The following is a 22,644-nucleotide window of genomic DNA, read 5'->3' as shown; positions in this document are numbered from 1 at the left end:
CGGGCCGCATCGAAGCCATGCCGCGCACCCACGGCGGCCTGCAGCGCGTGGCCGACTGGCTGTCGCCCGACGCCCTGTGCCAGCAGCTCGCACCGGTGCTCGGCGAAGGCCGGGCCGTGCGCGCGGTGGTCGGCTTCGTGCTGGGCCGCCTGCCCCTGAGCGACATGCTGGCCGAGTGGCAGCAGGAACGTGCCGCGCACGGTGCGACGACACCGGCGACGGGCGAAGACCCGGCCCTGCGCGCCCTGCTCACGCGCCGCATCCACGAGGTGCTGCAGGAGATGGCGACGCCCTCGCGCAAGCTCTTCTACATCGCGCTGGCCGCGCAGGCCGTCCTGCTGGGCGTGGGGCTGTGGCTCGTGCGCTGAGCCCGACCGTCTTCGTCGGTCTTGGGGTGGCCCGCCGCCCTCGCGCTGACGCCTCGGCGACAATCAGCGCCCGCGCGGGCCTTGCGGTGTGCGCGGCCTCCATGCCTGCCTGTCTCCCCTGCCCCCCGCTTTCATGATCGTCCGGAAACGCCCGTCCGGGCTCAAGCTGTTTCTGTCCTGGCGGGGCTCCGTCCTGCCGCGCATCGCTGCGGCGCTGACGCTCAACGTGATCGTGGCCATCGTCGTCACGGTGCTGCACGGGCGCTTCGGCTCGATCAAGATCCCGCTCGGCACCGTGCCCTTCGCGCTGCTCGGCCTGCCGCTGGCGATCTTCCTGGGCTTTCGCAACACCGCGGCCTACGACCGCTTCTGGGAGGCGCGCAAGCTCTGGGGCGAGGTGATCCTGCGTTCGCGCAACCTGGCGCGTCAGTGCCAGAGCCTCATCGACGGCGATGCGCCGGTGAACGCCGGCGCCGACACCGTCCGCCGCCTGGACGACCTGCGCGTGCGCATGACCTTGCGCGCCGCGGCCTTCGCCCATGCGCTGCGCCACCAGCTGCGCGGCACCGACGCCGCCGCCGACACCCGGCCCTTCCTGTGCGAAGCGGAATGGCAGGGCCTGACGCAGGTCGCCAACCGGCCGCATGCGCTGCTGATGCACATGGGCGCCGACCTGCGCGAAGCGCTGCGTGCGCGGCGCATCGATCCGGCGCTGGCGGCGGGCGTCGACGGCACGCTGTCGGCGCTGAGCGCCGCGGCCGCGTCGTGCGAGCGCATCCTCAGCACGCCCATTCCCTTTTCGTACACGCTGCTGCTGCACCGCACGGCGTACCTGTACTGTTATCTGCTGCCCTTCGGGCTGGTGGACTCGGTCGGGTTCATGACGCCGGTGGTGGTGCTGATCGTGGCCTACACCTTCTTCGGCCTGGACGCGCTCGGCGACGAGATCGAGGAGCCCTTCGGCACCGAGTCGAACGACCTGCCGCTCGAGGCCCTGTGCCGCACGCTCGAGATCGACCTGTGCCAGTCGGTGGGCGCTCCGGCGCCGGCGCCGCTGGTGCCGGTCGACTACTTCCTGCGCTGACACCCGCCGCGCGCGCGGTGCCGGCTTTTCTTTTCCCTGCCTGACGAAAGAAAGACGTTTTGTCCCCCATGCCGCACGAAGACCGCATCCGCCTGCCCGCCCTGCGCAGCAGGATCACCACCGCCGAGGCCGCCGCCGAATGGATTCGCGACGGCATGGTGGTCGGCATGAGCGGGTTCACGCGCGCCGGCGACGCCAAGGCCGTGCCGCTGGCGCTCGCGGCCCGCGCGCGCCGATGAAGATCACGCTGATGACCGGCGCCTCGCTGGGCGGCGACGTGGACCGCCAGCTGACCGAGGCCGGCGCCATCAGCCGACGCATGCCGTTCCAGGTCGACACCGTGCTGCGCCAGGCGATCAACCGCGGCGAGGTGATGTTCATCGACCACCACCTGTCGGAAACCGTCGAGATGCTGCGCACGCGGCAGATCCCGCCGATCGACATCGCGATCATCGAGGCCGTGGCCATCACCGAGACCGGCGCGCTGGTGCCGAGCACCTCGATCGGCAACAGCGCGAGCTTCGCGATCCTGGCCGACAAGGTGATCGTCGAGATCAACACCTCGCAATCGACTGCGTTGGAAGGCCTGCACGACATCTTCATTCCCAAGCACCGCCCGCAGCGCGAGCCGATGCCGCTGGTGGCGCCGCACGACCGCATCGGCACCAGCGCCATCGAGATCCCGCCCGAGAAGATCCTGGGCATCGTCATCACCGACAAGGCCGACAGCACCTCCACCGTGCTCCCGGCCGATGCCGAGACCGCGGCCATCGCGGCGCACCTGGTGGCCTTCTTCGAGCGCGAGGTGGCGCAGGGCCGGCTCACCGAGCGGCTGCTGCCGCTGCAGGCGGGCATCGGCACGGTGGCCAACGCGGTGATGTCGGGGCTGGGTGCGGGGCCCTTCGAGCACCTCACGATGTACTCGGAGGTGCTGCAGGACTCGACCTTCGACCTGTTCGACGCCGGCAAGCTGGACTTCGCCTCGGGCTCGTCGATCACGCTGTCGCCCGCGAAGGCGCGGCAGGTGTTCGGCGACCTGGAGCGCTACAAGGACCGGCTGGTGCTGCGACCGCAGGAGGTGAGCAACCACCCGGAGATCATCCGGCGCCTGGGCATCATCGCGCTGAACACGGCGCTGGAGGCCGACATCTACGGCAACGTCAATTCGACCCACGTGCTGGGCACGCACATGATGAACGGCATCGGCGGCTCGGGCGACTTCGCGCGCAACGCCTACCTGTCGATCTTCGCGACCAAGTCGGTCGCCAAGCAGGGCGCGGTGTCGAGCATCGTGCCGATGGTGTCGCACGTGGACCATGCGCCGCAGGACGTCGACATCCTGGTCACCGAGGTGGGCCTGGCCGACCTGCGCGGGCTGGCGCCGCGCGAGCGGGCGGCGGCGATCATCGCCAACTGCGCGGCCGAGCCGTACCGCGCGATGCTGCAGGATTACTACACGCGTGCTGTGGCGACCTGCGGCGGCCACACGCCGCACCGGCTCGAAGAGGCCTTTTCGTGGCACGTGCGCTACCGCGACACGGGCACGATGCGGGTCGACTGAAAGCAGAAAGGCCGGTCCTTGCGGGCCGGCCTTTCCTTCTTGTCAGCGCTTGAAGCGGGGGCTCAGAGCGCCAGCATCAGCTTGAGGTTCTGCACCGCGGCGCCGCTGGCGCCCTTGCCCAGGTTGTCCAGGCGCGCGATCACCACGGCGTGGCGGTGGTCCTCGTTCGGGAACACGCGGATCTCCAGCTGGTTGGTGTCGTTGAGCGCCAGCGCGTCGAGCTTGCCGTCGTCGGTCGGCGGCAGCACCTTCACGAACTGCTCGGGCGTGTTGCTCTTGGCGTAGTGCGCGGCCAGGGCGTCCTGCAGGTCGCCGGCCTTCGGCTTGCCGGGCAGCAGGTCGAGGTGCAGCGGCAGCTGCACCAGCATGCCCTGCTTGAAGTTGCCCACCGACGGAATGAAGACCGGGCGGCGCGTGAGGCCGGTGTAGGTCATGATTTCGGGGATGTGCTTGTGCTTCAGGCCCAGCGCGTAGGTCTCGAACAGCGGCGCCTTGCCGCCCTCGTAGTCCTCGATCATGGTCCGGCCGCCGCCCGAATAGCCGCTCACCGAAGGCAGCGACACCGGGAAATCGGCCGGCAGCAGGCCCGCATCGACCAGCGGGCGCACCATGGCGATCGCGCCGGTGGCGTAGCAGCCGGGGTTGCCGACGCGGTCAGCCTGGGCCACGGCCTGCCAGTGGCCTTCGACGAGTTCGGGGAAGCCGAAGACCCAGCCCGGCGCGATGCGGTGGGCGGTCGAGGCGTCGATGATCTTGGGCTTTTTGCCCGGGAGCTGGTCGATCAGCGCGACCGACTCGCGTGCCGCGTCGTCGTGCAGGCACAGCACCACGAGGTCGACGCCGGCCATGAGCTCGCGCTTGGCGGCCACGTCCTTGCGCAGCTCGGGCGCGATGCTCACGAGCTCGATCTGCGGCATCGTCTGCAGCCGCTCGCGAATTTGCAGGCCGGTGGTGCCGGCTTCGCCGTCGATGAAAACCTTGGCCATATCGGAGTATGCGTAGGGTGGCTAGAAGAAAGTACGTATTGACCGCAACCGCGCATCAAGTATTGGTGCGGCGCACCATGATACAGTCCGCGGTTGTTCGCCGCCCCCAGCCGTCAGGCTGCCGTCGCCCGCGAACAACAGAGCAGAAACAACAGTCTCACTCCCGATCTCCCGTTCTCAACCTCCTCCTTCCGAGAGACATCCCTCATGAAGATTCACGAGTACCAAGGCAAGGAAATCCTTGCCAAGTTCGGCGTGCCGGTGCCGCGCGGCATCCCGGCCTATACGGTTCAGGAGGCGGTCGAGGCCGCCCAGAAGCTTGGAGGCCCGGTCTGGGTCGTCAAGGCCCAGATCCACGCGGGTGGCCGCGGCAAGGGCGGTGGCGTCAAGGTCGCCAAGTCGATCGAAGACGTCAAGAAGCTGGCTGGCGAGATCCTCGGCATGCAGCTCAAGACCCACCAGACCGGCCCTGAAGGCCAGAAGGTGCGTCGCCTCTACATCGAAGACGGCGCCGACATCAACAAGGAATACTACATTTCGGCCGTGACCGACCGCGCCACCCAGAAGGTGGCGTTCATCGCTTCGAGCGAAGGCGGCATGGACATCGAGGAAGTGGCCCATTCCACCCCCGAGAAGATCATCACGGTCTACGCCGACCCCAAGGACGGCCTGACCGACGCGCAAGCCAAGGAAATCGCCGACGGCATCGGCATGCCGGCCGATTCGACCGCCCAGACGGTCGACATCCTGAAGAAGCTCTACACCTGCTACATGGAGACGGACGCCTCGCTGGTCGAGATCAACCCGCTCAACCGTGACAGCAAGGGCAACGTCGTCGCCCTGGACGCCAAGTTCAACTTCGACAGCAACGCGCTGTTCCGCCACCCCGAAATCGTGGCCCTGCGCGACCTGGACGAAGAAGACGCGGCCGAAGTCGAGGCCTCGAAGTTCGACCTCGCCTACATCTCGCTGGACGGCAACATCGGCTGCCTGGTGAACGGTGCCGGCCTGGCCATGGCCACCATGGACACCATCAAGCTGTTCGGCGGCGAGCCGGCCAACTTCCTGGACGTGGGCGGCGGTGCCACCCCCGAGAAGGTCACGGAAGCCTTCAAGATCATGCTGAAGAACAAGAACGTGGAAGCCATCCTCGTGAACATCTTCGGCGGCATCATGAAGTGCGACACCATCGCCACCGGCGTGATCGCAGCCTGCAAGGCCGTGAACCTGCAAGTGCCGCTGGTCGTGCGCATGAAGGGCACCAACGAAGTCGAAGGCAAGAAGCTGCTGGCCGAGTCGGGCCTGCCGATCATCAGCGCCGACACCATGGCGGACGCGGCCCAGAAGGTCGTGGCAGCAGTCAAGAAGGCCTAAGGAACAAGTCATGTCGATCTACATCAACAAAGACACCAAAGTCATCACGCAAGGCATCACCGGCAAGACCGGCCAGTTCCACACCGAGAAGTGCCAGGAATACGCGAACGGCAAGAACGCCTTCGTGGCCGGCGTGAACCCGAAGAAGGCCGGCGAGTCGATCTTCAACATCCCGATCTTCGGTTCGGTGAAGGAAGCCGCCACGCAGACCGGCGCCACCGTGTCGGTGATCTACGTGCCGCCGGCAGGTGCCGCGGCCGCCATCTGGGAAGCTGTCGAAGCCGACCTGGACATGGCGATCTGCATCACCGAAGGCATCCCGGTTCGCGACATGCTCGAAGTGCGCAACAAGATGAAGGCCAAGGAAGCGGCCGGCGGCAAGAAGACCTTGCTGCTGGGCCCGAACTGCCCCGGCCTGATCACGCCCGACGAAATCAAGATCGGCATCATGCCCGGCCACATCCACCGCAAGGGCCGCATCGGCGTGGTCTCGCGTTCGGGCACGCTGACGTACGAAGCCGTGGCTCAACTGACGGAAATCGGCCTGGGCCAATCGTCGGCAGTCGGCATCGGCGGCGACCCGATCAACGGCCTGAAGCACATCGACGTGATGAAGGCCTTCAATGACGATCCGGACACCGACGCCGTCATCATGATCGGCGAAATCGGCGGCCCCGACGAGGCTGACGCAGCCCGCTGGTGCAAGGACAACATGAAGAAGCCGGTCGTCGGCTTCATCGCCGGTGTCACCGCCCCTCCCGGCAAGCGCATGGGCCACGCCGGCGCGCTGATCTCGGGCGGCGCCGACACGGCCGAAGCCAAGCTCGCCATCATGGAAGAGTGCGGCTTCACCGTGACGCGCAACTTCTCGGAGCTGGCCAAGCTGCTCAAGGGCAAGCTGTAAAAAGCACACGCACCGCTGGCGGCATTCCCGCCGCTCGCATTACCACGCAGAAATGAAAAAGCGCCCGCATTGAGTTGCGGGCGCTTTTTTAACTACAACACAGTGGAATCAGAGACATGGAACTTCTTCAAAGCACGGACTTCTGGATCGGTCTGATCAAGATCGTCTGGATCAACATCATCCTCTCGGGCGACAACGCCGTCGTGATCGCCATGGCGGCGCGATCGCTGCCGCCCGCACAACAGAAAAAGGCCGTGCTGTTCGGCTCGGGCGCGGCCGTCGTGCTGCGCATCGTGCTGACGGTGGTGGCGGCCAAGCTGTTGGCGCTGCCCTACCTGCAGATCATCGGCGGCGCCCTGCTGCTGTGGATCGGCCTGCAGCTGCTCAGCGAGGAAGACGAAGGCGACGGCGAGTCCAAGGAATACGGCAGCATGTTCGCGGCCGTGCGGACCATCCTGCTGGCCGACCTGGTGATGAGCCTGGACAACGTGATCGCCGTGGCGGCCGCCGCGCAAGGCAGCATGGTGCTGCTGGTGTTGGGTCTGGCCATCAGCATCCCCTTGGTGATTTTCGGCAGCACGCTCATGATCAAGCTCATGGAACGCTTCCCGATCATCGTCATGCTGGGTGCCGCGCTGATCGGCTGGGTCGGCGGCGAGACCATCGTGAGCGACGTGTCGCTGCATGAGGCGCTGGCGGCCAACCCCTGGATGCACTACGTGGGCGCGATCGCCGGCGCGGTGCTCGTCGTGGCCCTGGGCCGCTTCCTGCAACGGCGCGCACGCGCTGCTGCGCACTGATCCCTTCAAAAGCGAGCGCTGACAAACGATGGCAGGTGTTGGCGTTTCCCTTTTCTCCAGTCGACCGGCGCTGAGCTGGGAGTTTGCGGCGCTGACCGATGTCGGGCGCCTGCGCGCCCACAACGAAGACGCGGTGCATGTCGATCCGGCCCTCGGCCTGGCGTTGCTGGCCGATGGCATGGGCGGTTACAAGGGCGGCGAGGTGGCCAGTGCCATGGCCATTTCGCTGATGCACGCGAGCTTTGGGCGCTGGTTCGCTCAGGCCGGCATGCAGGCGCCCGCCCGCGTGGTCCGGCGTGCGCTGCAGGCGGCCACCGACGAGGCCAACGGCGCCATCCTCCAGGCGGGCATCACCCACGAAGAACTGCGGGGCATGGGCACGACCCTGGTGCTGGCGGCGTTCCGCCCCCAGCGCGTGGTGGTCGGCCACATCGGCGATTCGCGCTGCTACCGCCTGCGCAACAACAAGCTGGAGCAGCTCACGCGCGACCATTCGCTGCGCCAGCAGCAGCTCGACGCGGGTGCCATCACGCCCGAAGAGGCCTTGAACTCCCCCACCCGCAACCTCGTGACGCGGGCCATGGGCGTGGAAGCCCAGGTGTTGCTGGAGATGCACGAGCACAGCGCCAGGCCGGGCGACCTGTACATGCTGTGCTCCGACGGGCTCAGCGAGATGGTGCCGGATGCGCAGCTTTTCACGCTTTTGAGCCGTGATCTGGGGCTGAAGGAGATGGCTTCACTTTTGGTTGCAATTTCAAACGACAATGGCGGACGGGATAACATTTCAGTTGTTCTGGCCAAGGCGGGCGTCAGCGAAGCGACCCGCGGGGCCATGTAGCAGCCAACCCAGGCGGCGGACCGTTTGCGCCGCCTGACGGTGCTGGATCTTTGCAAACGGGGAGTAATCGGCCATGCCGAAGATGATCATTTCGGTCGATGGCGTCGTCATCGGCCAAGTGGCGCTCGCCAAGAACCGCACGACGTTGGGCCGGCGCGCCTACAACGACATCGTGATCGACAATCTCGCCGTCAGCGGCGAGCATGCCGTGCTGCACATGAGCGGCGGCGAAGTCGAAATTGAAGATCTCAACAGCACCAACGGCACCTACGTCAATGCGCTGGCCGTCCAGAAGCAGGCGCTCCAGGACAACGACGTCATCGAGGTCGGCGGCTGCCGCATCCATTTCCGCTCGCACAGCAACCTCATGGCCGGCCCTGGCTCCGTGCGGGCCTCGCTCTCCGAGTATTCGGCGCCGATGCCGCTCTCGTCGGCACCCACCGAATCGGGCGCGCTGGTCGAGCTGGGCGTGCCCGTGCTGCGCGTGCTCTCGGGCACCAACGAAGGCCAGGACGTCCCGCTGCAGAAGGTGGTCACCACCATCGGCAAGCCCGGCGTCGCCGTGGCCGTCGTCACCCGCCGCCGCCAGGGCTACGTGGCGGCCACCGTCGTCGGCAGCGTCACGCTCAACGGCGCCCCGCTGGGCGCCGAAGCCGTCGCGCTGCAGGAAGGCGACGTGCTCGAACTCGGCGGCGCCTCGCGCATGCAGTTCGTCCGGATCTGAGCCGGCCCGGACGCCCTGCTCCGCTCCCCGTTTTCTCGCCGGCAGGCATTTGTTGTCCAAGGCTGACCAGCCATGAGCGCATTGCGGCGGCACTGGCCGCGCATCGCCATCACGCTGCTGCCGGTGGTGCTGGCGTTGCTCCATGCCACCGGCGCTTGGCGGCTGGGCGTGATCGAGCACCTGGATCACCTGATCTACGACGCCCGCCTGCGCGCCACCATGCCGGGCACGCCCGACACGCGGGTCGTGATCGTCGATGTCGACGACGCCAGTTTGGCGCGTGAAGGCCAGTGGCCCTGGCCGCGCGACAAGATCGCCAGCCTCACGACGGAACTGCTGGCCCGCCAGCACGTGGCCGTGCTCGGTTTCGACGTGATGTTTCTCGAGCCCGATCGCAGCTCCGGCCTCGGGCGCCTGAAGGAAATCGCAGCCGGGCCATTGAGCGGCGTGCCGGGCCTCGCCGCCGAGATCGACCAGCTCGCCCCCACCCTCGACCACGACGCCACACTGGCCCAGGCCCTGCGTGGCCAGCCCGTGGCGCTCGGCTACTACTTCACCCGCACCGAACAGCCCAGCGCCAAGGGGCTGCTGCCGGCGACGCCCGTGCTGCCACCCGACGCCTTTCCGCCCCATGCTTCCTTCGTCACGCTCTGGAACGGCTTTGGCGCCAGCCTGCCGGTGCTGGGGCGCGCGGCGCCGGTCGCGGGGTTCCTGAATACCCTGGTCGGTGACGGCAGCGACGACGGCGTGATCCGCAGCGTGCCGCTCATCGCCCGCTACGAAGGCGAGCATGCGTCGCCCGGGCACTACGAGTCGCTGGCGCTGGCGGTGTACCGGCTGGCGAACGGCTCGCCGCCCGTGCGGCCGGCGCTCGTGGCCGGCGACGGCAACTTTCCGCGCCTGCAGGCGCTGGTGCTGGGGTCGCTGCGCATCCCGGTCGACCAGAGTGCCAGCTTGCAGGTGCCGTTTCGCGGCCCCGGCGGGCCGCGCGCAGGGTCGTTCCGCTACGTGGCCGCCGCCGACGTGCTCGAGGGCCGGCTGGCGCCGGGCGAACTCAAGGGCAAGATCGTGCTGCTCGGCGCCACCGCGCCCGGCCTGCAGGACCTGCGCGCCACCCCGGTCGGCGCGGCGTTCCCGGGCGTCGAAGTGCACGCCAACATCGTCTCGGGCTTGCTCGACCGGCGCCTGCTGGCCGTGCCCGACTACGCGCCGGGTTATGAAGTGCTGACCGTCCTGGCGGCGGGGCTGCTGCTCGCGTTCGGGCTGTCGCTGCTGTCCGCATCGCGCGCCGTGCTGCTCGGCGCGGGCGTGGTCGCCGCGCTGGTCGGCCTCAACACCTGGCTCTACGTCGGCCACAGCCTCGTGCTTCCGCTGGCGTCGGCGCTCGTCATGGTGGCGCTGGCCTTCGCGCTCAACATGAGCTGGGGCTACTTCGTCGAATCGCGCGCGCGGCGCGGGCTGGTGCGGCTCTTCGGCACCTACGTGCCGCCACAGCTGGTCGACGAAATGCTTGTGCGCCCCGGCCGCTACAGCATGCGCGCCGAGAGCAAGGAAATGACCGTGATGTTCTGCGACATGCGCGACTTCACCCGGCTGTCCGAGCAGATGGCGCCGGCCGAGCTGCAGGCCTTCCTGAACACCGTCTTCAGCCGGCTGACCGAGGTGATCAGCGCGCACCGCGGCACCGTCGACAAATACATGGGCGACTGCGTCATGGCCTTCTGGGGCGCGCCCATCGACACGCCCGGCCATGCCGCGCTCGCCGTGCAGGCGGCGATCGACATGGCCGCTGCCGTGCACGACATCAACCGCCAGCACCGCGCCAACGGCCGCCCCGAGATCAGCGCGGGCATCGGTTTGAACAGCGGCCTCATGAGCGTCGGCGACATGGGCTCGACCGCGCGCCGCAGCTATACCGTGGTCGGCGACGCGGTCAATCTCGCGTCCCGGCTGGAGGGCCTGAGCGGACACTACGGGGTCGAGATCGTGGCCAGCGGCGCCACCCGGGAGGCGGCGCCCGGGTTCGTCTGGCAGGAACTCGACAGCGTGCGCGTCAAGGGCAAGGCCCAGGCCGTCGCCATCTACACCCCGCTCGTGCCGGAAGCTGCGGCCGAGTCGCAGGACACACGGCAGCAACTCGACCGCTGGAGCCAGGTGCTCGCCGCCTACCGCCGCCAGGATTGGGCGCTGGGCCGGAACTTGCTGGCTCCCCTGCTCGCCGCGGATGCGAAAAAAGTCCTTTACCAGCTCTACGCCCAGCGTTTAGCCTCGATGGCGCTTCGCCCGCAAGACCCGGACTGGGACGGCGCCACCCGGTTCGACACCAAATGACGACAGACGCATACAAGGGGTCTTCCACAATGCAGGTTCGCGTGCTGGGTTGCTCGGGCGCCATCGCCAAGGACTGCCGCACCACCTCGTTCCTGGTCGATGCGGACCTGCTCGTGGACGCCGGCACGGGCGTCGGCGACCTCACCCTCGACGAGATGGCCGCCATCGACGACGTGGTGCTCACCCACTCGCACCTCGACCACATCGCCGCCCTGCCCCTGATGCTCGACGCCGTCGGCAGCCGCCGCACCCGGCCCCTGCGCGTGCATGCTCTGGCGGCCACCATCGACGCGCTGCGGGCGCATGTGTTCAACAACGTCATCTGGCCGAATTTCGAACGCATTCCCAGCCCCGAATCGCCTTTTGTGAGCTTTCACGAGATCGCAGTCGGGCAGTGCCTCGAGCTGGGCCGCGACGCTCCCAAGCTGATCGAAGTGCTGCCGGCGGTCCACACCGTGCCGGCCTGCGGCTTCGCCATCCGTCGGGCCGAAGGCGGCGCCCACTGGGTCTTCAGCGGCGACACCGAGCGAAACCCGCCCTTCTGGGAGCGCATCAACGCGATCGACGTGGCGATGCTGGTCATCGAGACGGCCTTCAGTTCGCGCGAAGAGGCTCTGGCCGAACGCAGCCTGCACCTGTCGCCGGTGGCGCTGGCGCACGAGCTGGCGCACATCGATCCGGGCAAGCAATACCCGATCTACATCACCCACACCAAGCCCGCAGAGACCGAAGAAATCATGAGCCAGATCGAGATGCTGGCGGGGCGGGAGGTGGCTGGCTTGGCGCAACGGGACATCCGCTGGCTCAAGGCGGATGGGGTGCTGACCTTCTGACCGGAAACGGTCGGGCATGACAAATTTGTCGACACAATTGGCATCTGAGTGCGAGTTGTGTCACATCATGTAACCATCTTGTGACCAAAGGCGGCCTGATCGAGGGCTGCAGGGTGGGGAAGCTGGGTGGCACGGATGCTGCGGAAGTTACTCCGCTCCGGGCTGGTTCCCGGGCTTTACAAACCAACCTGGAGTTAATGAATGAACCGTCGTTCTATCGCACGCAATGTGCAAAAGGGTTTCACCCTGATCGAATTGATGATCGTTGTGGCGATCATTGGTATCTTGGCTGCGGTGGCGCTGCCGGCCTATCAGGATTACACGACCCGCGCCAAGGTCAGCGAACTTCTTCTGATGGCAGCGCCGGCCAAATTGGCAGTGGCCGAAACGGCGTCGTCGTTCGGGGATCTGCAATCTGTGACGGCGACCAATAACGGCTACAGCTTCCCTGGTGCCACCAAATATGTGTCGGGCGTGACAATTGCAGCTGGGGGCGAAGTGACGGTTGCTTCACTCATTCCGGGCGCAGGCGGCAACATCGTCCTGACCCCCACGGCCGTCGCCACCGGCAGCGCTCAACTGACGTGGAAGTGCACGACGACCATCAATGTGAAGTTCGTGCCGGCTGAATGCCGCCCCTGAACTGGGTGAGCTAGCCTTGATGAAAAGCGGCCCTTCGACGGGCCGCTTTTTCGTTGATCGCTGTGCGGCGACGATGCCGCACTCGACAATCCCTCTGCATTCAGCCGGATGAACCTCTCTATCAACGTTGGACGCCGGCTCAGGTTTGCCGATGCGAACCGCAGTCTCACGCGCCCAGCGGTCTACGTCATATGCACGCTGCTCGCGGTCGCGTGGACGCTTTTCGCCGGCAAGGACGTGCCATGGGATGCGCTGCATTACCACCTGTACGCTGGTTTCAGTGCCCTCAACGATCGCTTTGCGATCGACTTCTTTCCGGTGGGGTCACTGACCTATCTGAACCCCTACGCGCATCTCCCCCTGTACCTGATGGTGCATGCGGGCTGGCCCTCGCTCGCCATCGGCATCACCTTCGCGTGCCTGCACAGCGTGATCCTGTGGATGACCTACGAACTGGCGTGCGCCGTCAGCCGCCGCAGTGATGGCACGGCCCCTATCGTGGTGACCTGGGCTGCGGTTGGGCTTGCGTTGTTCAATCCTGTGCTGCTGCAGGAAATAGGCTCGTCATTCACCGACATCACGACGGGTGCGTTGGCGCTCGGCGGATACGTCGCGATCGCAAACGCTTTCAATGGCGGCCGCCTCGGCCTTGTCGCTTTGGCTGGCGCGTTGCTCGGCGCGGCCGCGGCGTTGAAGCTGTCGAACGCGTTCCTGGCGCTTATCCCGGCACTGCCATTCGTGCTGGGCTGCGTGGCGACGGTTCGGTTGCGAGTGCGCGCCGTGCTGGTATTTACGGTCTGTGCGGGCGGGGCCGCGTTCGCTATCTTCGCGCCATGGGCATGGCGCCTTGAGCAGGCCTTCGGCAACCCGTTCTTCCCGATGTTGAACGATGTCTTTCAGCCACCCGACGCCACGACAGGGGAGATGCGCAACCAAACCGCTCCGTACATGTCGGCGATCGAAGCGCTGGGACGATTGTTCAACGCAATGCGCGACCCGCGCTTTCTACCCTCCTCTCTGACCGAAGCGCTTGCGCGGCCCTTCGACATGTTGAGCCCGCGGCGGCTGATTCACACCGAAATCATGGCGGCCGACGCGCGCTATGCTGGCCTGCTGATGCTGGTCGTGATGGGGTTGGCGGTTGGCGCGTGGCGGCGATGGCGCGGCACCACTGCGGCCGTGCAACCAAGTCGTCAGCCCTTTGCCTGTCTGGCTGCGGCGTTCCTGATCAGCTGGGTGATCTGGATCGCCATCAGTGGCAACAGCCGCTACTTTCTACCCATGGCATGCGTGGCGGCTGTGCTCCTGGCAGCGGGGCTGCATCGCGTGTTTGTCGGCGCGCCGCGTGCACTCGCCTACGCACTCGCCGTGGTCTTCGGCATCCAGGGGGTGCTGCTGTGGCAGGCAGCTGAATTCCGTTGGGGCGGGCAGCCATGGGGCGGACAATGGGCGCAGGCGACGATACCTCAGCGTCTGCAAACTGAGCCGTACCTGTATCTTCCAATGGACTCGCAATCGCAGTCGTTTCTCCTGCCGTCGCTGGCGCCTGGTTCGGCTTTCCTGGGCATCAGCACCGGCCTCACGCCGGAAGGGCCAGTCGGTCGGCGTGCCTTGGCGGTGATCGAGACCAACCTCACACGGCTGCGTACGCTCAAGCTCGTGCGGGCGATCGAAGCGGATGGGCGGCCAGTGGCGCCCGCTGCGTCGACTTTCGACTATCAACTGCGGCGTTTCGGCCTGCGCGTCGACACCTCGGACTGCGATTACATCAGCTACAAGGGCAACCCGGATGTCGTTGAGCGATCGGGGGCTCAATCCGGTCCCCGCGATCAGGTTTACCTCTATACCTGCCGCGTGGTGCCGGGGCCCAAGCAAACTGAAACCGAGCGCGAGCGCAAAGTCATTGTCGATCTGGTGCTCGATCGGGTCGAAGACGCATGTCCCTGGTTGTTCCCGTCGGGCGGGGGCAGCTACCGAAGCGGGGCCATCTGGCGCCGCAACTATGCCGACGTGGTCACCTGGGTCAACGATGAGGGCCAGGTGCGATTCGCCGACCTGATCCGTGGCGGCGGGGACGTCGTCACCATAGGAAGGGAAGAAGACTGGATCAAATCGCCGCAGAAGCTGACCTGCTGGCGCACCGAGGGTCGCGCCCATGTTGAACTCTCGAAGCGCTGAAATGATCACGCAAGTTCGGTTGTCATCGGACGACGCTGCTGTCGGGTCAAATGCAGGCCCCTCGCCAGGTTTTGGGCTGGTGGGAGGTATGGGAGAGATACCAGCCATCGAGGCCAACCTTTTGCAGCACTGCTCGAGCGGCAAGGGCGACCATACGCCGGGTGCTTCTGCAAGCGAGGCCGTCGTGCGCTCAATCTCCGACGTATCGCCGCCCCTTATATCCGCATCCATGCCCACCGTCGTCGGGGCTGGGCCACAGCTCGAATTGACGATCCTGATGCCTTGCCTCAACGAGGCGCGCACTTTGCCGACTTGCATTGGCAAGGCAAAAGCCTTCCTGGCGCTCGCCGGCATTCACGGTGAAGTGCTGGTGGCCGACAACGGCTCGACGGATGGGTCACAGAGGCTGGCTGCGTCGTGCGGCGCGCGCGTCGTCGACGTGCCGGTGCGCGGTTATGGTGCGGCACTGATCGCCGGCATCGATGCTGCGGCAGGCCGTTACGTCATCATGGGCGATGCCGACGATAGCTATGACTTCGGCGCCCTTGCCCCCTTTGTCGCCGAACTGCGCGGGGGAAATCAGCTTGTGATGGGGAACCGCTTCCGCGGTGGCATCTTGCCCAGTGCAATGCCTCCATTGCATCGCTACCTGGGCAACCCGGTGCTCAGCTTCATGGGACGGCTATTCTTCAAGTCCAAGATTGGCGACTTCCACTGCGGCTTGCGCGGCTTCGAGCGCGAAGCCATCCGACAACTTGAGCTAAGTTGTGAAGGCATGGAGTTCGCCAGCGAGATGATCGTCAAGGCATCCTTGAGCGGGCTGCGTGTCGCCGAAGTGCCGACCGTTCTTTCTCCGGACGGCCGAGATCGGCCCCCGCATTTGCGGACCTGGCGCGACGGCTGGCGGCATTTCCGATTTCTGCTGCTGTTCACGCCGCGCTGGTTGTTTCTGTATCCGGGTGCGGTGCTGACCTTGTTGAGTCTCACGCAACTGTTGCTTGCGCACTTCCACCCGGTCAACCTGGGCCGCTGGCCGGTCGGCATCCATACCCAACTGTTCGCGGCCGCAGGCATGGTGGTGGGCTATCAGACCATGCTGTTCGCCATGGGCGCTGTACTTGCTCGGCATTGCGCGCGTCTGAATACGCCGCACCCGCGGGAACGATGGGCGCTGCGCGCGGCCGGCGGAGGATGGCTGTCGGTCGGGGGAGCGCTTGCGACGCTGGCTGGATTGGCAATGTGTGCGAGCCTCACGTGGCAATGGGGGCGTACCGGCTTCGGAGCGCTGGATCCCGAGACCGCCATGCGGCAGATCATCCCCGGCGTTGCGCTGTTGTTGATGGGAACGCAATCGTTGTTGGCTGCGATTTTTTTTGCAGCGCTTCGAAGCGCTTTCGACCTGCGGCGAGGAGCCAGGCCTGCGCATGGCATCGAGCCCGAGCTCCCAGGGACATGAACGGTGTTGCAGGCTGGCCAACCGGCAGTCTGCGCTCCTGCATATCCTTGCTCCATTGAGCACTTCATCGGAACAGGCAAGTCTTGCCCACCTCTCAGCATGAGTAAAGAGAACAACCAGAGTCGTGATTGGCCATCCGAAGGCCTGGAGCATCTGCGCGCCTGCCCGATCTGCGCAGGTGAGCGCCGTCATTGCGTGCATCAGGGCTTGGCAGATCATTTGTTCAACGCACCGGGACGTTGGGATCTGTACGGCTGCGAGCAGTGCGGCACAGCCTATTTGGATCCCAGGCCCAATCGTCAAACGATCCATCTAGCGTATCAAGACTACGGAACGCACGAAAGCCAGTTGGACGATGATCCAGAGCAGCCAGGAACGGATTGGCGTGGGTCTCTCAAACAGGCCATCCTGCGCGCATACATTCGCGTGCGCTTCAGCAGCAAGCCGTTCAAGCCGAGGGATGTCTTTGCAGGCGCGATGTGGCTTCGCCCATTTTTGAGGCCGCGTTTCGATGCGGCCATGCGGCATCTTCCTGTTTCGATCAAGCCCGGCACAGTGCTGGATATTGGCTGCGGAAACGGCCGTTTCCTGGCGTGGGCACGCGTCGCGGGCTGGCAGGGTTGTGGCACCGAATTCGACACACAAGCGGCGGCAGTCGCACGCGCGAAAGGGTTCGATGTTCACGAAGGGCCTCTGGATGAATTGGTCAACAGCGGTAGCAAGTTCGATGCGGTCACCATCAGTCATGTCATCGAGCATGTGCACGAGCCATCCACGCTCTTGCGAGCTGCGCGTCAATTGCTCAAACCAGGGGGGCATTTCTGGATCGAAACCCCCAACATCAATGCACGCGGCCATGCGTATTTTGGTGCGGGTTGGGCGGGACTTCATCCGCCACACCATCTCCAAGTGTTTGCACCAAAGGCGTTGGAAAGGCTGCTTCAGGACGCCGGGTTCATCGATATTCGTGTTGCTTCTTCGCAATCCGGCTGGCGGGCGATGGCTTCCTTGAGCCGACTGGCAGATCCGGCGCAAATGGGCAATATCCGTTCCCAAGCGATCCGCGAAGATATGGCGGAATTCCTGGGGCACAGCGATGCGGCACAGAGAGAGTGCATTACGCTGACGGCGACAGTGTCTGCTTGAATGGTTCTCGGCGTGTCAATCCCATCGCAATCGATGTCCGATTCCATGAGCGGCACAGTGTTCGCTGTGGTCGTTACCTACAACCCGGACGACAAGCTGGCCGACCGGTTGCAGGCCTTGCGCGAGCAAGTGCACGGGCTCTTGGTCGTGGACAACGGTTCAAACAACGCCGAAGCTGTGCATTCAATGGCGTTGCAAGCTGGGTGCTCAGTGGTCCTCAACCTCGAGAACCTTGGCATTGCCGAAGCCCTCAATCAGGGCGCCCGTGCCGCCATTCAATTTGGAGCCGAATGGCTTGCGACCTTTGATCAGGACAGCCAGGTAGCTCCGGAAGCTATTGCGCAATTGCTGGCTGCTTCTGCGACATTGCCGCAGCTAGACCGTGTCGCGATCCTGGCCATGAGCCATCGCGACCGTGGGACAGGGCGTGATTACCATCGCGCCGGCGAAATCTTGAAGGAAACGGAGCAATGGCGGTCGGTGCGCACGACCATCACATCGGGCAGCTTGGTGCGCGTATCGGTTTTCCCCCAAGTGGGATTTTTTGATACACGGCTTTTCATAGATACAGTTGATCTGGAGTTTTGTCTGCGCTGTCGCAGCCAGGGGCTGATGGTGATGGAAAACCGAGTGGTGATACTTGCCCATTCGATGGGGAATTCCACAACCCGTGTGGTATTTGGATTCCCGCTCGTGCTGACTGGGCACTCTCCGCTACGTCGCTACTACATCACCCGCAACCAGCTTGAAATGTGCCGGCGCTTCGCTGGAGCCGACCTGCGTTGGGCGTTGGGAGCGTTCTGGGATCTGACAAGTGGTAGTGCAATTACCCTGTTGCTGGAGACTGAACGTCGCGCAAAGTTGTACGCGATGCTCTCTGGACTGGGTGATTTCATGTTGCGCCGCTTTGGACGGAGAACGCGGCCGTTGTAGACGCGTGTTGGCCAGCCCACAGTTCCTCATCGGGGGCGGCTGATCAGGCCTCGGCCGGTAATCCAGCTTCCCAGCAGAAGCAGGCGCAGCAGCACATCGCCGACAAGTGATTGGCGAAAGCGCGCTGGGGTTATCAGCAGTCGCATGGCGGTTGTTGGTCTGCGGCTGTCGAAGTAAGTGTCCAGCAACTGTCGGTCCACCGCATTCAGTTCTGCGGCGTGTACAGCGCGAAAATTCTCGATCTGCTCGTACATGATATGAACCCAGTTCTTCTTGCGGAGAAAGCGCAGGATCGCGAGGTAGCGTTCCATGCCGGAGCCCATTCCAATCGCATTGGCGCCATGCTGCCGATAAAGGATGGTGGGCTCGCGATCAACGACGACCTGGCCGAACGCCGCGATGACCAGGTACAGCCACCAGTCGTGAAAATAGATGCGATCCGGGTCGCCATATTGACGCGCCAAAGGCAGGGCCGCGCGATTGATAGCACAGGTGCAACCGGTCACGATATTTTCCGTCAGCGCATTGCGAAACGACGGTGGCCGCTCCCACATTGGCGATAGACCGAGGGGGAGCAGCTGTTCGTTGACCAGCCGAAGGCGTGAGCAATACAACGCGGGTTTGTCTTGCAGCGGTGCTAGGTGTGCGGCAGCTCGCTCGATCTTGTTCGGCAGCCATACGTCGTCCTGGTCGCTCAGCATGATCAGATCTGCGTCGTCGGGCGCGGCGTCGAGTAGCTTGAAGAAGCTTCGGACGAAACCGACGTTGGGTCCGCAGGTCACCGTAATGCGCGAATCCCCGAGCGCTTGAACGCGCGCGACGGTTTCGTCGGTCGATCCATCGTCGCGCACGATCACGCGGCCGCCAGTTGGCAATTGATCGAGGATGGAGCGAAGTTGCTCTTCCACGAGGCGCTCGCCCTGCCAAGTGGACATCAATACGACGACGTTCATGGGAGTCTCCGTTCGTTGGCCCGCATATGCCCCTTAGCCCCGAACAAGGCCCGTCACCTTGCCTAACAAGTTGGTGATGTGCCACGAAACGGACTTGAACAATGTGGTGCCGCGCTCTCGCGCCTGTTTTTCGCGGGCGCGCTCGGTATCGAGTTCGGTCCCTAGCAATGCAAGTTGCTCTTGGCAATTCGTCCGACCTTCTGCCTTGCATTGCGCCATCATCTTCATCGAGGGGAGCGTGGCGATCTGTTGATCAATGCCGTCTCTGATCATTGCTTCTTGAAAACGCAACATTCGCAGCGGGTGAGTCACGGCATCGACCATCGCCTTCTCACACCAGTCCTCGACGAATCTTCGGGGCGCCTGCTTTGTACCTTGGTCCGGAATCTTTTCTAGAAGAAGGGCGAACTCGATGGCTTGAGATCTGGGGAGATGCTCAGCGAAATACATCGAATTCAATCGCCAGTGCCACGCCCCCTCTGACATTCCGGCAACCAGCAATGACGCAAACTCCTCCGGACTCCATGCATGGACGTGAATGGTGCGCCTCCGATGCAATGCGAATCGCGCCGCATCCAAAAGCTTTGGGTTGTACCACCCGCGAACTTCACGCGGGTGTATTGGTGGCTGGTTGTAGATTGCCTCGCAAAACTCACGAATGCTCGCTTCGTCTACTTCAGTCACACCCGCACGATATTTGGCAAGCGGCACCGAAAAAGGCGTGGGCATTCGCATCGCGTCGAAAGTCCGGCTTCGGTCCGGCACCACCAACAGCAGCTTTCCGCCAACGCGGAGCACCCTGGAGAACTCTGCAATGACTTCAAGCGGATTAGCGACATGCTCAATGACATGCGAGGCGACTAGTCCATCAAGAGAGCCTGATTCAAGTTGCGGCAGTCCTTCAGTATCGAGATCGATGTCGTAGTGAGATTGAATACCAGGTGGCATTCCGACTAACTCTGGAAAGTTCTTGTCCCGACCCCCTTCGACTGAGCGATCTGCATATCTAACTTTTGCAGTGGGTGCAACGACGAAGGGGCGGCTACCGGGGCCTACCTCCAAGACCTCACCATCGATAGAAAGGCCAATGAGATCGCGAGGGCTGGTGATCATGAGTCAATGGTATTGAGTTGCAAGGGACGTTTGATTCGCAACGTGCCTGCTCTTGAAGCTGTCGCTATCAATTCGACCGCGCATGCGCATCGTGATTCACCCCGCGATTGGCCGTGATCCTTTGGATCAGAGACCATGCCAGCAGAGCGAGCAACAGCACGAGTCCGAACGGCCATTGAGACGTTGAGGAGAGCTTTGTCCTCATGACAAGCGCCAGAATCGCAGCCATAAGGACTGCAGGGATCGCAAGAAGCCGGAGCGTCGAAAGCAGCGTGCCCGCCAAGTAGGAGAGAAGAAGGAAATCTATCGCAACCCTGGCGGTAAATACCGCAGCGGCGCCCACAAGGCCCCATGCTTGAAGCGCGATGTACAACGCTGCGAGGTATGGCAGCAACTCGACCATATGACTCTTTGCCACGAGATCGGGGCGCCCGCTTGCGATCAGCTTGGTGAAGGGCACGATAGCGAGGCTGTTAAGCCAGAAGGCAAAGCACAGGACTTGCATCACGTCAGCAGACTGGACGGCGAGCTCCGGTGAGATCCACCACGCGAGGAATGGCGCCGACAACAACAATCCCGCCGCCATGAGCGGCGACAGCCATACGCCGAGCGTACGCAGGCCAAACATGGCCAGCTGATGCCGTTCGGCGTCTGAGGTTGAACGGGCAAAACGAGGAAACAGGGCTTGGTTCAGTGCCGATGAAAGCAACGTAGTGCGTTCCGTCATTTGGAAGGGAATGACGTAGTAGCTGATTGACTTGGCGCCCAATTGGGCACCGATTGCAAAGCGGTCGGCAACGGTCATGAGCGGCCCAACAATTCCACTGACGGTTGTCCATCCGCCAAACCTCAGCAACTGCCAGGCGTATTGCCCATCGACCGATACCGAAGAACCCGCGAGATAGTGAGTGCCGCAGCGCAACAGCATCGGTACCAGCACGAGTAAACGAACGGCGACTACCGCGGCAACAAGTCCAGGTAGCTGAATGCCAATCGTCATTGCTACAGCCAAGGGGGCTAGCAATGCCAGCACACTGACTGATGCGCCGATCAGGTTGAGCTCTCCGAATGCATTGCGAGCCTGAAATGAACCGCTCAACACGCCTGCGAGGGTTGTCGCCGGCACCAATGCTGTGGCCCACGGCAAGGCTGCAAGGAGTTCGACACGCAAGCCGACCTCGATGGATGAGTGCTGTGTAAAGAACCACGCACCTAGAGGCTGGGCAGCGAGGGCGCCCGCCAATCCGAGTCCGAGGCTGAGCGACAGCGCCGTCCAAAGTACCTTGGCATGTTCGCTCTTCGGTTTTCCGGTCATTTGTGCGAGCTGACGGGCTGTTGCCTGGCCAATTCCCAGGTCGAACAGACCCAAATATCCGAAGAAGAGCCAGATCAGAGCCAGCACTCCAAAGCGAGTCTCCCCAATCAAGCGCAAGTAGACTGGTATTGTGAGCAGCGACACCACGAGCGGCAGAGCTTGGCCGATCAGGTTGTAAGCCGTGTGACGCTGTAGGCTCATGTGCTCGAGGAGGAGGGGCGTTGAGTTAGAAGTTCGCGGACAAGATCGCGACGCACGCGCCGAATGCGCCGAGTTCGAAACATGGGCGGATGGCCCACGCAAGCTGACAGATCGAGTGAATCACGGCAAGTGTATTGCGTGGCTCAACGGACCTGGCCAAAGCTCGCCGCTGGTTGAACAGTCCGCGCGGACCGGCGGGGTTACACGGGCCTTCAAGTTTCACACGATCCGGAGTGCTAGCCATCGGGGCATCTTCAGAGTGAAAGCGACGTGCTGTTGAACACTACTTCTACTCGCAGCCTTGACCTAACTGCCAGACCATTCACCTCGCCGGGAGAAAACTCCGCGGCCATGAAAGCTTCGCGTGCGGCTTGCTCGAAAGCTGGGGGGAGTGTCGGCTCTTCGGCGTCGATGCGCTGAACGCGACCTTGCTCATCAATGAAGAGCGAAAGAATACCGACAAGTCGCTCGTCCGTTAATTCGCCAGGCGGAGCCTCGAGCGCGATGGTCGTTTTGGCAACGGGGGGCGTCGACAGTTGATTGCGTGGAATGTAGCTGTCGATCTCAACCTCGAGCGCGACAGGGGCAGGGGCAGGGGCAGGGGCAGGGGCAGGGGCAGGGGCAGGGGCAGGGGCCGCGAGAGATCGTGTGCGTGTTGACAGTTCCTCCTTGAGGATGGACGCGCGTCCAGATACGTGAGACGTCTCGCTCGCCGGGGGGGATGCATGAATTGGCGAAGGCAAGGAAGGAAGGGCACGAACCGTTCGCGCCTGCATGGAGCTGGCGACATGCTTGACGGGACTACTTGCCGCCCACATTGGGGCGACCGGAGAGATGCGTGTCGAAAGCATGCCGGCGTGAAGCGCCAAAGAGAGCACTGCGCTCGCACAAAATATGTATCGCA

Annotated in this window: 17 protein-coding genes and 2 pseudogenes; 15 read left to right on the top strand and 4 right to left on the bottom strand. The window is 64.0% G+C overall.

Features of this window, described 5'->3' with window-relative positions; genetic code table 11:
- From VBO01S_RS14405 to scpC, 3 genes and pseudogenes are all read left to right on the top strand, one after another.
- Positions 1-368, top strand: a pseudogene (locus VBO01S_RS14405) (hypothetical protein); the annotation flags it as partial.
- Positions 369-501: 133 nt separating this feature from the next.
- Positions 502-1,452 (top strand): bestrophin family protein, encoded by a 951-nt coding sequence (locus VBO01S_RS14400; protein WP_062475335.1) that lies wholly within the window; start codon positions 502-504, stop codon positions 1,450-1,452.
- Between the two features lie 68 nt (positions 1,453-1,520).
- Positions 1,521-3,013 (top strand): annotated as a pseudogene (gene scpC / locus VBO01S_RS14395) (succinyl-CoA:acetate CoA-transferase ScpC).
- Between the two features lie 62 nt (positions 3,014-3,075).
- Here the strand turns inward: scpC and argC are convergent.
- Positions 3,076-3,999 carry an N-acetyl-gamma-glutamyl-phosphate reductase gene (gene argC / locus VBO01S_RS14390; RefSeq protein ID WP_062475332.1) on the bottom strand — a complete coding sequence of 308 codons (924 nt, stop codon included), beginning with the start codon at positions 3,997-3,999 and terminating at the stop codon, positions 3,076-3,078.
- Positions 4,000-4,206: 207 nt separating this feature from the next.
- On the opposite strand from argC, the gene sucC reads away from it, so the two are divergent.
- The 12 genes from sucC to VBO01S_RS14335 all read left to right on the top strand — a co-directional run bounded on the left by sucC (position 4,207) and on the right by VBO01S_RS14335 (position 18,158).
- Positions 4,207-5,373: an ADP-forming succinate--CoA ligase subunit beta gene (sucC, locus tag VBO01S_RS14385; protein WP_062475330.1), complete on the top strand. Its 1,167-nt coding sequence runs from the start codon at positions 4,207-4,209 to the stop codon at positions 5,371-5,373.
- A 10-nt stretch (positions 5,374-5,383) separates the two neighbouring features.
- Positions 5,384-6,277, top strand: a complete 894-nt coding sequence (gene sucD / locus VBO01S_RS14380; protein ID WP_056575184.1) for a succinate--CoA ligase subunit alpha — start codon at positions 5,384-5,386, stop codon at positions 6,275-6,277.
- A 116-nt stretch (positions 6,278-6,393) separates the two neighbouring features.
- On the top strand, positions 6,394-7,077 hold the full coding sequence (locus VBO01S_RS14375) for a TerC family protein (RefSeq protein ID WP_062475329.1): 684 nt from the start codon (positions 6,394-6,396) through the stop codon (positions 7,075-7,077).
- A gap of 28 nt (positions 7,078-7,105) precedes the next feature.
- Positions 7,106-7,915: a Stp1/IreP family PP2C-type Ser/Thr phosphatase gene (locus VBO01S_RS14370; protein ID WP_062475327.1), complete on the top strand. Its 810-nt coding sequence runs from the start codon at positions 7,106-7,108 to the stop codon at positions 7,913-7,915.
- 73 nt (positions 7,916-7,988) lie between these two features.
- Positions 7,989-8,639, top strand: a complete 651-nt coding sequence (locus VBO01S_RS14365; protein WP_062475325.1) for an FHA domain-containing protein — start codon at positions 7,989-7,991, stop codon at positions 8,637-8,639.
- A 72-nt stretch (positions 8,640-8,711) separates the two neighbouring features.
- Positions 8,712-10,970, top strand: a complete 2,259-nt coding sequence (locus VBO01S_RS14360; protein WP_062475323.1) for a CHASE2 domain-containing protein — start codon at positions 8,712-8,714, stop codon at positions 10,968-10,970.
- A gap of 29 nt (positions 10,971-10,999) precedes the next feature.
- Positions 11,000-11,803, top strand: a complete 804-nt coding sequence (locus VBO01S_RS14355; RefSeq protein ID WP_062475321.1) for a 3',5'-cyclic-nucleotide phosphodiesterase — start codon at positions 11,000-11,002, stop codon at positions 11,801-11,803.
- A 201-nt stretch (positions 11,804-12,004) separates the two neighbouring features.
- The gene (locus VBO01S_RS14350) at positions 12,005-12,445 is read left to right on the top strand and encodes a pilin (RefSeq protein ID WP_062475320.1); all 441 of its coding nucleotides are present in this window, start codon (positions 12,005-12,007) and stop codon (positions 12,443-12,445) included.
- 108 nt (positions 12,446-12,553) lie between these two features.
- The gene (locus VBO01S_RS14345; protein WP_062475318.1) at positions 12,554-14,623 is read left to right on the top strand and encodes a hypothetical protein; all 2,070 of its coding nucleotides are present in this window, start codon (positions 12,554-12,556) and stop codon (positions 14,621-14,623) included.
- A gap of 229 nt (positions 14,624-14,852) precedes the next feature.
- A complete protein-coding gene (locus VBO01S_RS14340; protein ID WP_062475359.1) occupies positions 14,853-16,079 on the top strand; it encodes a glycosyltransferase family 2 protein in 1,227 nt (408 codons plus the stop codon).
- Between the two features lie 99 nt (positions 16,080-16,178).
- Entirely contained in the window at positions 16,179-17,225 is a 1,047-nt protein-coding gene (locus VBO01S_RS31840) for a class I SAM-dependent methyltransferase (protein WP_082818140.1), read from the top strand.
- A gap of 33 nt (positions 17,226-17,258) precedes the next feature.
- Positions 17,259-18,158 carry a glycosyltransferase family 2 protein gene (locus tag VBO01S_RS14335; protein ID WP_062475316.1) on the top strand — a complete coding sequence of 300 codons (900 nt, stop codon included), beginning with the start codon at positions 17,259-17,261 and terminating at the stop codon, positions 18,156-18,158.
- 26 nt (positions 18,159-18,184) lie between these two features.
- Here the strand turns inward: VBO01S_RS14335 and VBO01S_RS14330 are convergent, their stop codons facing one another.
- The 3 genes from VBO01S_RS14330 to VBO01S_RS14320 all read right to left on the bottom strand — a co-directional run bounded on the left by VBO01S_RS14330 (position 18,185) and on the right by VBO01S_RS14320 (position 21,740).
- Positions 18,185-19,111 (bottom strand): glycosyltransferase family 2 protein, encoded by a 927-nt coding sequence (locus VBO01S_RS14330; protein WP_062475314.1) that lies wholly within the window; start codon positions 19,109-19,111, stop codon positions 18,185-18,187.
- Positions 19,112-19,144: 33 nt separating this feature from the next.
- Positions 19,145-20,224, bottom strand: a complete 1,080-nt coding sequence (locus VBO01S_RS31835; protein ID WP_082818138.1) for a methyltransferase domain-containing protein — start codon at positions 20,222-20,224, stop codon at positions 19,145-19,147.
- A 67-nt stretch (positions 20,225-20,291) separates the two neighbouring features.
- Positions 20,292-21,740 (bottom strand): oligosaccharide flippase family protein, encoded by a 1,449-nt coding sequence (locus VBO01S_RS14320; protein WP_062475308.1) that lies wholly within the window; start codon positions 21,738-21,740, stop codon positions 20,292-20,294.
- Positions 21,741-22,644 lie beyond the last annotated feature (904 nt).

Origin of the sequence: Variovorax boronicumulans NBRC 103145, from assembly GCF_001591345.1 — a bacterium.
GTDB classification, from domain to species: domain Bacteria; phylum Pseudomonadota; class Gammaproteobacteria; order Burkholderiales; family Burkholderiaceae_C; genus Variovorax; species Variovorax boronicumulans.
Note: the sequence above shows the minus strand (reverse complement) of the source record. Positions and strands in the feature narration are given on the sequence as shown.

Excerpts from the sequence above, each read along its gene's own strand:
- VBO01S_RS14400 (WP_062475335.1), top strand. The coding sequence starts at position 502 with ATGATCGTCCGGAAACGCCCGTCCGGGCTCAAGCTGTTTCTGTCCTGG.
- argC (WP_062475332.1), bottom strand. The coding sequence starts at position 3,999 with ATGGCCAAGGTTTTCATCGACGGCGAAGCCGGCACCACCGGCCTGCAA.
- sucC (WP_062475330.1), top strand. The coding sequence starts at position 4,207 with ATGAAGATTCACGAGTACCAAGGCAAGGAAATCCTTGCCAAGTTCGGC.
- sucD (WP_056575184.1), top strand. The coding sequence starts at position 5,384 with ATGTCGATCTACATCAACAAAGACACCAAAGTCATCACGCAAGGCATC.
- VBO01S_RS14375 (WP_062475329.1), top strand. The coding sequence starts at position 6,394 with ATGGAACTTCTTCAAAGCACGGACTTCTGGATCGGTCTGATCAAGATC.
- VBO01S_RS14370 (WP_062475327.1), top strand. The coding sequence starts at position 7,106 with ATGGCAGGTGTTGGCGTTTCCCTTTTCTCCAGTCGACCGGCGCTGAGC.
- VBO01S_RS14365 (WP_062475325.1), top strand. The coding sequence starts at position 7,989 with ATGCCGAAGATGATCATTTCGGTCGATGGCGTCGTCATCGGCCAAGTG.
- VBO01S_RS14360 (WP_062475323.1), top strand. The coding sequence starts at position 8,712 with ATGAGCGCATTGCGGCGGCACTGGCCGCGCATCGCCATCACGCTGCTG.
- VBO01S_RS14355 (WP_062475321.1), top strand. The coding sequence starts at position 11,000 with ATGCAGGTTCGCGTGCTGGGTTGCTCGGGCGCCATCGCCAAGGACTGC.
- VBO01S_RS14350 (WP_062475320.1), top strand. The coding sequence starts at position 12,005 with ATGAACCGTCGTTCTATCGCACGCAATGTGCAAAAGGGTTTCACCCTG.
- VBO01S_RS14345 (WP_062475318.1), top strand. The coding sequence starts at position 12,554 with ATGAACCTCTCTATCAACGTTGGACGCCGGCTCAGGTTTGCCGATGCG.
- VBO01S_RS14340 (WP_062475359.1), top strand. The coding sequence starts at position 14,853 with ATGCCCACCGTCGTCGGGGCTGGGCCACAGCTCGAATTGACGATCCTG.
- VBO01S_RS31840 (WP_082818140.1), top strand. The coding sequence starts at position 16,179 with ATGAGTAAAGAGAACAACCAGAGTCGTGATTGGCCATCCGAAGGCCTG.
- VBO01S_RS14335 (WP_062475316.1), top strand. The coding sequence starts at position 17,259 with ATGTCCGATTCCATGAGCGGCACAGTGTTCGCTGTGGTCGTTACCTAC.
- VBO01S_RS14330 (WP_062475314.1), bottom strand. The coding sequence starts at position 19,111 with ATGAACGTCGTCGTATTGATGTCCACTTGGCAGGGCGAGCGCCTCGTG.
- VBO01S_RS31835 (WP_082818138.1), bottom strand. The coding sequence starts at position 20,224 with ATGATCACCAGCCCTCGCGATCTCATTGGCCTTTCTATCGATGGTGAG.
- VBO01S_RS14320 (WP_062475308.1), bottom strand. The coding sequence starts at position 21,740 with ATGAGCCTACAGCGTCACACGGCTTACAACCTGATCGGCCAAGCTCTG.